Annotated in this window: 6 protein-coding genes, 4 tRNA genes and 1 rRNA gene; 9 read left to right on the top strand and 2 right to left on the bottom strand. The window is 41.5% G+C overall.

Annotation, left to right across the window (positions count from 1 at the left end):
- Nucleotides 1-426: 426 nt before the first annotated feature.
- The 7 genes from IEO70_RS18040 to IEO70_RS18010 all read left to right on the top strand — a co-directional run bounded on the left by IEO70_RS18040 (nt 427) and on the right by IEO70_RS18010 (nt 5,081).
- Nucleotides 427-3,519, top strand: coding sequence for a DEAD/DEAH box helicase (locus IEO70_RS18040; RefSeq protein ID WP_190999769.1), 3,093 nt, complete (start codon nt 427-429; stop codon nt 3,517-3,519).
- A gap of 278 nt (nt 3,520-3,797) precedes the next feature.
- A complete protein-coding gene (locus IEO70_RS18035; protein WP_190999770.1) occupies nt 3,798-4,109 on the top strand; it encodes a YbjQ family protein in 312 nt (103 codons plus the stop codon).
- A gap of 478 nt (nt 4,110-4,587) precedes the next feature.
- Nucleotides 4,588-4,704 (top strand): 5S ribosomal RNA (gene rrf, locus IEO70_RS18030).
- A gap of 7 nt (nt 4,705-4,711) precedes the next feature.
- A tRNA-Val gene (locus IEO70_RS18025) sits at nt 4,712-4,787 on the top strand.
- A 5-nt stretch (nt 4,788-4,792) separates the two neighbouring features.
- Nucleotides 4,793-4,867, top strand: a tRNA-Gly gene (locus tag IEO70_RS18020).
- Between the two features lie 18 nt (nt 4,868-4,885).
- Nucleotides 4,886-4,962: transfer RNA gene (locus tag IEO70_RS18015), tRNA-Arg, on the top strand.
- Between the two features lie 48 nt (nt 4,963-5,010).
- Nucleotides 5,011-5,081, top strand: a tRNA-Gly gene (locus IEO70_RS18010).
- A gap of 343 nt (nt 5,082-5,424) precedes the next feature.
- Here IEO70_RS18010 and IEO70_RS18005 read toward each other — a convergent pair.
- Both IEO70_RS18005 and psiE read right to left on the bottom strand, forming a co-directional pair.
- Entirely contained in the window at nt 5,425-6,405 is a 981-nt protein-coding gene (locus IEO70_RS18005; RefSeq protein WP_190999768.1) for a nuclease-related domain-containing protein, read from the bottom strand.
- 282 nt (nt 6,406-6,687) lie between these two features.
- Complete coding sequence (psiE, locus tag IEO70_RS18000) at nt 6,688-7,095, bottom strand: phosphate-starvation-inducible protein PsiE (RefSeq protein ID WP_190999767.1); 408 nt, start codon at nt 7,093-7,095, stop codon at nt 6,688-6,690.
- 857 nt (nt 7,096-7,952) lie between these two features.
- Here psiE and IEO70_RS17995 point away from each other — a divergent pair.
- Together IEO70_RS17995 and IEO70_RS17990 are read left to right on the top strand one after the other, a co-directional pair.
- Nucleotides 7,953-8,675 carry an AzlC family ABC transporter permease gene (locus IEO70_RS17995; protein ID WP_190999766.1) on the top strand — a complete coding sequence of 241 codons (723 nt, stop codon included), beginning with the start codon at nt 7,953-7,955 and terminating at the stop codon, nt 8,673-8,675.
- A complete protein-coding gene (locus IEO70_RS17990; RefSeq protein ID WP_190999765.1) occupies nt 8,672-8,995 on the top strand; it encodes an AzlD domain-containing protein in 324 nt (107 codons plus the stop codon). The genes IEO70_RS17995 and IEO70_RS17990 overlap by 4 nt, the downstream gene beginning before the upstream one ends.
- Nucleotides 8,996-9,112: the final 117 nt, after the last annotated feature.

Genomic DNA, 9,112 nt, shown 5'->3' with positions numbered 1-9,112 from the left:
ATTATCGGGGTCAATGGAACTTGAAAAAGCTGCCGCCTGCAAAATACAGACAGCAGCTTCAAGAAGTTGCCTAGTTTTTTTCAAAATGTCCTTTACAAAGGGTACACTTTATAATTGAGTTGGCTTTTTTGCTTTAGCAGGAAATTATAAAATTCCACATTGAGTATAAGTTAAAACAAGTGTATCGGCGTCCAGCTCCAGCGCCCAGCACCTATTGCCCTTCGGCAACCTCCCTTCGATAAGTCAACATCGAATCACTTTCGTTCTTCGTGTTTCCTATATCTCGGTCGGCGGCCTCCAGTTCATACGGTGCTAAACAGGGCGCTTGCACTTTTGTTATGTAAAAAATCAGAAAGTAGTAAAAAACGAAAATTAGCGATAAAATCATACCATGAAGAAAAGGACGTCGAGGAAGGTGTGCTATTTTTGAATAAAGCAGTCAATCGTAAAATCATTTTAGAGAGGTGCGGAGAAATTTCATATAAACGGGGAGAAGTCTATTGTCGACAGCAACAAGTCGATTTCAGCCGATATGACAGTGATATATGCGAGGCAACGGTCAACGGTGAATTTGAAGTCAGCATCCGTACGGTGAAGAATGATTTTCAAACGATGTGCAGCTGCCCGAAATTAGCGTCTTATCAGAAAGAGTGCCAGCATGTAGCTGCTGTTCTTCTTGCAATAATGGAGCATCAGCAAAATGGCACGGTGCCGGCTCTGAAGCAGGAAGACAGGCTGAGTACAGGCTTCTTGACGTTATTTAATGAACGGCCTACACGCTCTATGGCCCGCCAACTTCATTTTGAAGACAGAAGCTTGCTCGATGTAACGTTTATTTGTGAGGCGGATGACAAGAAGCGACTGAATATTGGTTTGGAAATCGGCGATGTTAAGGTGGCGGAAGTGAAGTCGTTTCTCCAGCATGTTCAGTATGGACAAGAGAACGGTTTATACAATCCGGCTGTTCATTGTTTTCAAAAAGAAACAGCAGCGCTTCTCGAGCAGTTGATCAAAATAAAGGATGATGCATCGGAGCCTGGCGCTGCTTTATTCATACCGCCCGCTTTTTGGGAAGTGCTCGTACCCTTATTGCGCGAAGCACCATCTGTGAAGCTCGTGTATCATCATTGCATTTATGATGGTTTTGCAGTAAGCAATGGTCCGCTGCCGCTTCATTTTGTATTCGATGAGCAGCAGCGCTTGCATATGAATGGTTTAGAGCAAATAGCTGTGCTGCCGATGTACAATGCCGTTTTTGCAGATGGAAAGCTTGCTTTATTAAGAAAGGAAGATAGTAAGCGGTTGGCAGATTTGCAGCAAATGCTGCAATCGTCCGGTGCAAACCATATATACATTGCAAAGGAACAACTTCCTTTTTTTCTGGAACGAGTTGTTCCTGGATTGAAGCGATTGGGTGAATGTACATTTTTAGGTGAGCAGTTTATGAAAACACCGCTTGTTGCTAAGTTATATTTGGATCGCGTCAGAAATCGGCTATTGGCCGGAATTGAATTTCAATACGAGCACACGGTTATTAACCCACTTGAGGAAGAGAGAACGCCTCCGCTTCTCATTCGCGATCAAGATAAAGAGGCTGTCATTTTAGAGCTGATGGAGGAGAGCGATTTTGCGAAAACGGATGGCGGCTATTTCCTGCAGAATGAAGAATTGGAGTATCGTTTTTTATATCACATACTTCCGAAATTGCAGAAAATGATGCAAGTATATGCAACGACGGCAGTGCGCAACCGGATTTTTCGGGAAAATCCGAAGCCGAAAATTCGTGTGAAAATCAAAAAAGAGCGGACGAATTGGCTTGAATTCAAGTTTGATATGGACAGTGTACCAGAGAAGCAAATAAAAGCTGTGCTGCAGGCGCTCGAGGAAAAACGGAAATATTACCGTCTCCGCGATGGCTCGCTCATGTCGCTCGAAACAAGAGAATTTGAAGAAATTCAGCGCTTTTTGAAAGCTGTGCCTGCTCAAGAGGAAGATGTTTTAGCGGGATTTGAGGTGCCGCTAGTTCAAGGTTTGCGATTGCTGGATGCTGTCGATAACCAAAATACCCTAGAACTTGAGCAATCTTTCCGGACGTTTCTCGACACCATTGAGCATCCGGACAAGCTGAATATTCCTGTGCCTGAGCAGTTAGAGCCGATTTTGCGCGATTACCAAATCCATGGCTACAAATGGCTGAAAACATTGGCGCATTACTCGTTCGGCGGCATATTGGCAGATGATATGGGTCTTGGAAAAACGCTACAAAGCATTACGTATATGGTGTCGGAGCTTGCTGATACGCGTGCGAAGCATCAGCCTATCCTTGTCGTCTGTCCGTCATCGCTGACTTACAATTGGCTAAGTGAAATACGAAAATTTGCACCGGAACTGAATGCGCTCATCATCGACGGAGATAAAGCAGAACGACACCCGAAGTTTAAACAAGCAAAAGATAAGGATGTGATTATTACGTCTTATCCGCTGTTGCGTCGCGATATAAAGTGGTACGAGAAGCAGAAATTTCATACTATCTTTTTTGATGAAGCGCAAGCCTTCAAAAATCCGGTCACACAGACAGCGAAGGCGGTTAAATCGCTGCAAGCAGATTGCAAATTTGCGCTGACAGGAACGCCGATAGAAAATTCACTTGAGGAACTATGGTCGATATTTCATGTCATTTTTCCGGAGCTTTTCCTCGGATTGAAAGCGTACAGCCAATTGACGAGAGAGCAGATCGCCCGAAGAGTGCGTCCATTTTTGTTGAGAAGGGTAAAAGAAGATGTGCTTTCCGAGCTTCCTGAAAAAGTGGAATCGCTGCAATTGGCCGAGCTGCTTCCAGACCAGAAAAAGTTGTATGGTGCTTATTTGGCGAAGCTGCGCCACGACACATTGAAGCATCTTGATAAAGATACATTCCGTAAAAATCGCATCCGCATCTTGGCAGGACTGACGCGCCTAAGACAAATTTGCTGTCATCCCGGATTATTTGTCGACAATTATAAAGGGGGCTCGGCTAAGTTTGAGCAGTTGCTGCAAATATTGGAGGAATCGCAGAACGCCGGTAGAAGAGTACTGATTTTTTCTCAATTCACTTCGATGCTTTCCATGATTGGCCGCGAGCTGGCGAATGAAGGCAGAAGTTATTTTTACTTAGATGGACAAACTCCTTCCGAGGAGCGGGTTCAACTGTGCGAGCGTTTTAACAATGGCGAGGGAGATTTGTTCTTAATATCGTTGAAAGCTGGAGGAACCGGCTTGAATTTAACCGGTGCAGATACCGTTATTTTATATGATATATGGTGGAACCCGGCTGTTGAGGAGCAAGCGATGGACCGCGCCCACCGCATGGGACAGAACAATGTCGTCCAAGTTATTAAACTCATCTCGCGCGGAACGATTGAGGAAAAAATGAATGAACTGCAGGAGAAAAAACGCCAGCTTATCGAACAAATTATCGAGCCGGGTGAGAGTACATCGGCGCTTACAGAAGAAGACATACGCGAAATATTGATGATTTAATAAGAGGCTCTAAACATTCATTCACTGGCTGTTTAGAGCCTCTAATTTTTAGCAATATATTCATGTTGAGGATGGGTTGCTAACTAGTCGATTATAAACTTTTACACCTGCAATAACTGCGACGAGTGATCCTATAAGAAATAGCACTGAACCACCTAATGTAATGATTCAATAAATTAGGTGAATGACTCAAAATTGTTGAAAATTATAAAAAGGATTCTGTCAAGGTTTGGCGAATATTTTCATTACATAAAGTGTTTGATAAAGGGAAGTAAATGATGATTATTGTAACGACACCAACAGTTGCCAATAAAAAGATTGTGGAAGAGTGCGGATTAGTTACAAGCAGCATCGTTCAATCACGTCATATCGGCAAAGATTTAATATCTGGTTTAAAATCAATTATTGGTGGGGAATTGAAAAGCTATACCGAGATGCTCGATGAGTCCAAGCGAACGGCAAAGGAACAAATGATTCAAGAAGCTATGGCTGCAGGAGCAAATGCCATTGTCGGTTTCCGCTTTGCATTAACATCTAGCCAAGGCACATCTGAACTAATTGCATACGGAACTTCAGTTATAATAGAATAATATTTTATTTCTTGCCTGTGTGAAACGTTCAGGTAACCTGATTCGTAAAAATAAATAAACGAATGGGGAAAATGAAATGAGCCAAAAGAAAACAAAGCCTAGCAAAAGGGAAATCTTATTTCAATTAATTTCTTACGTACCCGAATTAATCTTTTATGCGATCAGGGGTATTTTCGGAGGGATTGTACGTTTGTTCAAATACTGGAATTAGCGGAGGTTCCCATGGAGAATAAAAATAATGTCATAAAATTCCCGAAGAAAAAAGCTAGAACCACATTGACCGATAGTCAAAGATGGTGGGTCATCCTCTTTCTGTATTTTGCTGTCATTATCTGTGTGTTCGTTATTGAAAAGATCCGTATTGGCATGATCGAGTGAGGGCGAATAATTTGAATTTTAGAACTTTAATAAAGGGTATTGCTTTGATAGAATTATAGTGATATATTTATTTATGTCGAAAGGACAACACGAAAAAATGCTTGGTAATGATGGCGAAGAGGTCACACCCGTTCCCATTCCGAACACGGAAGTTAAGCTCTTCAGCGCCGATGGTAGTTGGGGGTTTCCCCCCTGCGAGAGTAGGACGTTGCCAGGCGACCAATGGAGGATTAGCTCAGCTGGGAGAGCACCTGCCTTACAAGCAGGGGGTCGGCGGTTCGATCCCGTCATCCTCCACCATGTATGCGGAAGTAGTTCAGTGGTAGAATACAACCTTGCCAAGGTTGGGGTCGCGGGTTCGAATCCCGTCTTCCGCTCCATAAAAATTTTACATAAATGCGCCCGTAGCTCAATTGGATAGAGCGTCTGACTACGGATCAGAAGGTTATGGGTTCGACTCCTTTCGGGCGCGCCATTTATATATGTAGTACTAACTTTGGTTGGGCATAATATAATTTAATATGCGGGTGTAGTTTAATGGTAAAACCTCAGCCTTCCAAGCTGATGTCGTGAGTTCGATTCTCATCACCCGCTTACATAAGACAGAGTCTATCTTTAAAAGGTAGGCTCTTTTTGTTGTTTCTCTATAGTTTAGTCAGGAAGCAAGTTGAACGAAGAGCCGGTTGCTTTTTGGGGTCGCTTTGTACGGTAAGCGTGCAAGTAGAAGTGGCTTTTCGTTCAATAGTGGTTTGGCGTTCTGTTGGTCAATTATTCTGTGGTCGGCTTAATTATTTTGGAAAGTGGAAGAAAAAACTGCAAATGTGGAAGAATCCTAAGAAAGTCGGACGAATTATCTCTGAATTGGGATGAATTCCTTGTAAAAGCGGATTTATTAATTTCAAATTGGGAAGAATTCGCGTCTGATGGATACTGTCGATTATATCTTTGAGTCAAAATATTCTCTACATAACTGATAAACTACTCCTTTTGTCGTTCCGGTCTTTGATAAATTCAATGATGTCAGTGTTTTGGTTGACGTAGATGTAGATGGAATATCGAAAAAACGACGAAACTGTTTGTTTGTGATTGTTGGACCTAGCAGCAAATAATAATCAAACAGTGAATGGATGACAGCGTGTTTATCTGCGTAAGAACAGTTGCTGCAATGCCATTTATATCTTTTTTTAATCAGCGGGATGTGTGAGCAGCTAGGGCAGTGGAGACCGGTCGTTAATTCAGCTTCTGTTAGAGCATATCTCTTCAAATTATTCCTATAAAACTCGGTATGGTCTTTTAAGATTAGACGGGTAAGCTTTTTGAGGTCTTTGTCGGTTAATATTGGTGGTGATTGTTGTTCGGAAGTTTTCATTATTGCGGATACGATATTGGCGGAGCGGATGATTTGCTGAAGGTAACGTTGATTATTTGTATTGGATTTCATAATGGTATGCGGATTGCTGATGACGACTTTCGTGTAAATGGGGATCGTGTAGCCGTGATTTTTTAGCCATTGAGCTAGCTTAAATTTTTGATTATTCACTTGTGTGACTGGATCTGGGAAAACCTCTTCAGTATCAAGATACATTCTGATTAGCTGATTGAAGTCAGGGTCAAACGTGATCGAGCCGAATAAGTTTTTCGCTTCTAAAATGAAGGCAAATCGGGATGTCAGGATGAGGGTGTCAATCTGGAAAAAGTGGTTTTTAAGCGGGAGTCGTACATCGTGGAAAATCAGGTGGTTTACATCGTCTAAGAAGTTGAGGTGGTAGTCCAATGTTTGCTCGCCTCGGTAACCAGCCAGCACTTTCGCTAAGTCTTTTTCGATTATTTGCCGTTTTTCATGATTAGCCGGCAGCCTTCTCAGCAAGGCATCGAGTTGTAATGCTGATAAAGGGTACAATCTTTCTTTTTTAATCATTTGCATTCACTCCTTTGGGTGAAAAATTCGTCGGAATGCGTCAAAAATCCTGCTGCTTTATAAAAAATGCGTGAATAAAAGTATGGTCGGCTTTTATTCACGCATTATTCTCTTAAATTGGATTTATGGATAAAACTAATTCATCCAGTTTTAAGATTAATTCATCCACATTCAAATGGGATTCGTCCGGATTTTAAAATAATTCGTCTGACATCTCATTAATTCATCCCAATTTGCTTTTTATTCTTCCAAAATTAAAAATATTTAGACCGAATCCCCGCCCTACTCCTTATTTCCCTTCGCCCGAGAAATAATGAAGTAACTGATAATCAGCACGAGTATCGCGCATGAATAGAGCAATGTTTGCAGTCCGTTTTCGTGTGAGACGATGATGAGGCGGATCATCGCTGTGATGCCGATATACAAAAAGTAGCGTAACGGAAAATGGTAGTTTTCCTTGAAATATTTAATGATCATCGCTACAAATTCGAAGTATAAGAAAAAGATTAAAATGTGTTCCAACAGCTCGTAATTGTCTAAGCTTTTAGAAGCTAAAATCGAATGGTTAATGAAGTAAATGAGCTCTTTGCCCATCAAAATGCATAGGGTGATGGCCAGTAAAGTAAGAGCAATATTTAATGCCAATTGAAGAATAGTAGGAATTAGCTTAGAAAAATCTTTGTTATTCATATGAATTGCTCCTTATCATTTCTGTTAATTTGAGCATAACAGAATATCGACAGATTTTGCATGAATTTGGATTATATTAATCTTTTTTCTTGTTGCGGTCTCTTTGTCGGATGATGAAATAGCTGATGATTAAGACGAGAATTGCGCATGCTCGGAGGCCAACAGGATGTTGGGCATATCGGCTAAGACATGCGGACGTGGCGCTTTTAGCCGATGTACCCCTCCTGCCTTTCACAAGAAACCAAAAGCGGGTTTCTTGAGTGGGGCTCTCAGGAAGAGAGTCACAGCGACGAAGATATGCGGACGTAGCGCTCTTAGTCGCTGTTCCTTACTTGCGGGCCGCTTCCGCATTTCGGTTACCGTATGTCTCCTTTTTCATTGAAGTGAATTCAGGAGACAATTTCAAAAATGAAAAAGGACCGGTAACGGTTTTTCTAATAGAATATCATAAAATTGTAAAATATTTTCATATAATATGTAAAAAAAGCCCAAGCACATTAAATAGTACTTGCGGCGCATCGCTTTATCAAGCATTAGTCACTACATGCTTTGCCGCTCCGATTTCATTGTTGACTAGGTATCTGCGATATTCATCACTGCAAGCTTCGGCAATGTTGCATAAGAAGTGTCTTGCTTCCATATATTTCAAATCGATTTCGCTTATTAACTGACGGACGTTCGGCAAGCTGCTGATGGGCCTTTTAATGCTGTTCGGTGAGTGCTGATTGGCGAATTGAACAGCATAATCGCGCGTTGCCTGGGCAATTCCAAGATAAAATTAAAAGTTTTATTAAATTGAATAATTGTAAAAATTGGTATAACATACAAACGTATAGTATATCAAACGAGGTGGGGGCATGGATTCAGCTGTAAAAGAATTTCCTATAGAAGAAGCTTCTTCGTTCCGTGCCGGAGTGAAGGATTGTGTGCCGACATTAATCGGCTATATAAGTATCGGAATTGCGGCAGGGATTGTAGGCGCGGCATCAAGCTTAAGTGTGATTGAGATTTTGCTGTTGTCGGCATTGGTATATGCAGGCGCTTCACAGTTCATCATTTGCGCGTTGCTTGCTTCCGGGACTCCTGCTTCCGTTATCGTATTAACGACTTTTATCGTAAATGTCCGCCATTTTTTATTATGCTTAACGTTAGCGCCGCAATTTAAGTCATATTCACTCTGGAAAAATATAGGGATTGGCATTCTTGTCACCGATGAGTCTTTCGGTGTCGCAGTTAATAAAATGTTCAAAGGGGAAAAGCTTAAAGACAGTTGGATGAATGGTTTGAACATAACAGCGTATGTTACTTGGATTCTTTCTTGTGTGACAGGAGCACTTGCTGGGAAGTGGATTGCGGACCCCGAGAAATTCGGATTCGATTTCGCTCTGACCGCAATGTTTATCGCTTTGCTCGTTTTGCAATTGGAAAGTATGGAAAGAAGTAAGCTCAAGCTTTATTTATCATTAATATTCTATAGTATAATTTCAATGGTTTTATTATGCTTAATTGTGCCTTCGCATGTTGCAATCTTGTTGACGACAATTATTGTGGCGGCTATTGGGGCGGTGAAGGACAAATGAATGTAGATTTAACAGTATTATTGGTCATTTTGGGATGTGCACTCGTGACTGTCATTCCGAGAGTAGTACCGTTCATTCTTGTGAAAAATGTCGAGCTGCCGAAACCTGTAATTAAGTGGCTGTCATTTATTCCAATCTGCATTTTGACGGCGCTTGTTGCGGACAGTGTTCTTATTCAAGAAGAATCGCGATTGTTGGTTGATTGGCCGGTATTCGTTGTCATCATCCCGACTGTTTTGATTTCTATTTGGACGAAAAGCCTCTCGATAACGGTTTTGGTTGGCATCGTGATGATGGCCGGAGTTCGATTTTTACTGTAATACAATAGAGGCTGGGACAAAACCCTCCTCCGAACTAAAAAAGCCGGTGAAGTTTTACGACAAGTAAAATTTCACCGGCTTTGAACTTTTAAATAATAAAATAAGGACAACTTCTGT

It is taken from the genome of Peribacillus faecalis (genome assembly GCF_014712675.1).
Taxonomy (GTDB): Bacteria; Bacillota; Bacilli; order Bacillales; family DSM-1321; genus Bacillus_AD; species Bacillus_AD faecalis.
This window is presented reverse-complemented; position numbering and strand designations above follow the sequence as displayed.

What these genes read in the sequence shown, in the direction of transcription:
- IEO70_RS17990 (WP_190999765.1), top strand. Translation starts at nt 8,672, where the DNA reads ATGAATGTAGATTTAACAGTATTATTGGTCATTTTGGGATGTGCACTC.
- IEO70_RS18035 (WP_190999770.1), top strand. Translation starts at nt 3,798, where the DNA reads ATGATTATTGTAACGACACCAACAGTTGCCAATAAAAAGATTGTGGAA.
- IEO70_RS18005 (WP_190999768.1), bottom strand. Translation starts at nt 6,405, where the DNA reads ATGATTAAAAAAGAAAGATTGTACCCTTTATCAGCATTACAACTCGAT.
- IEO70_RS17995 (WP_190999766.1), top strand. Translation starts at nt 7,953, where the DNA reads ATGGATTCAGCTGTAAAAGAATTTCCTATAGAAGAAGCTTCTTCGTTC.
- psiE (WP_190999767.1), bottom strand. Translation starts at nt 7,095, where the DNA reads ATGAATAACAAAGATTTTTCTAAGCTAATTCCTACTATTCTTCAATTG.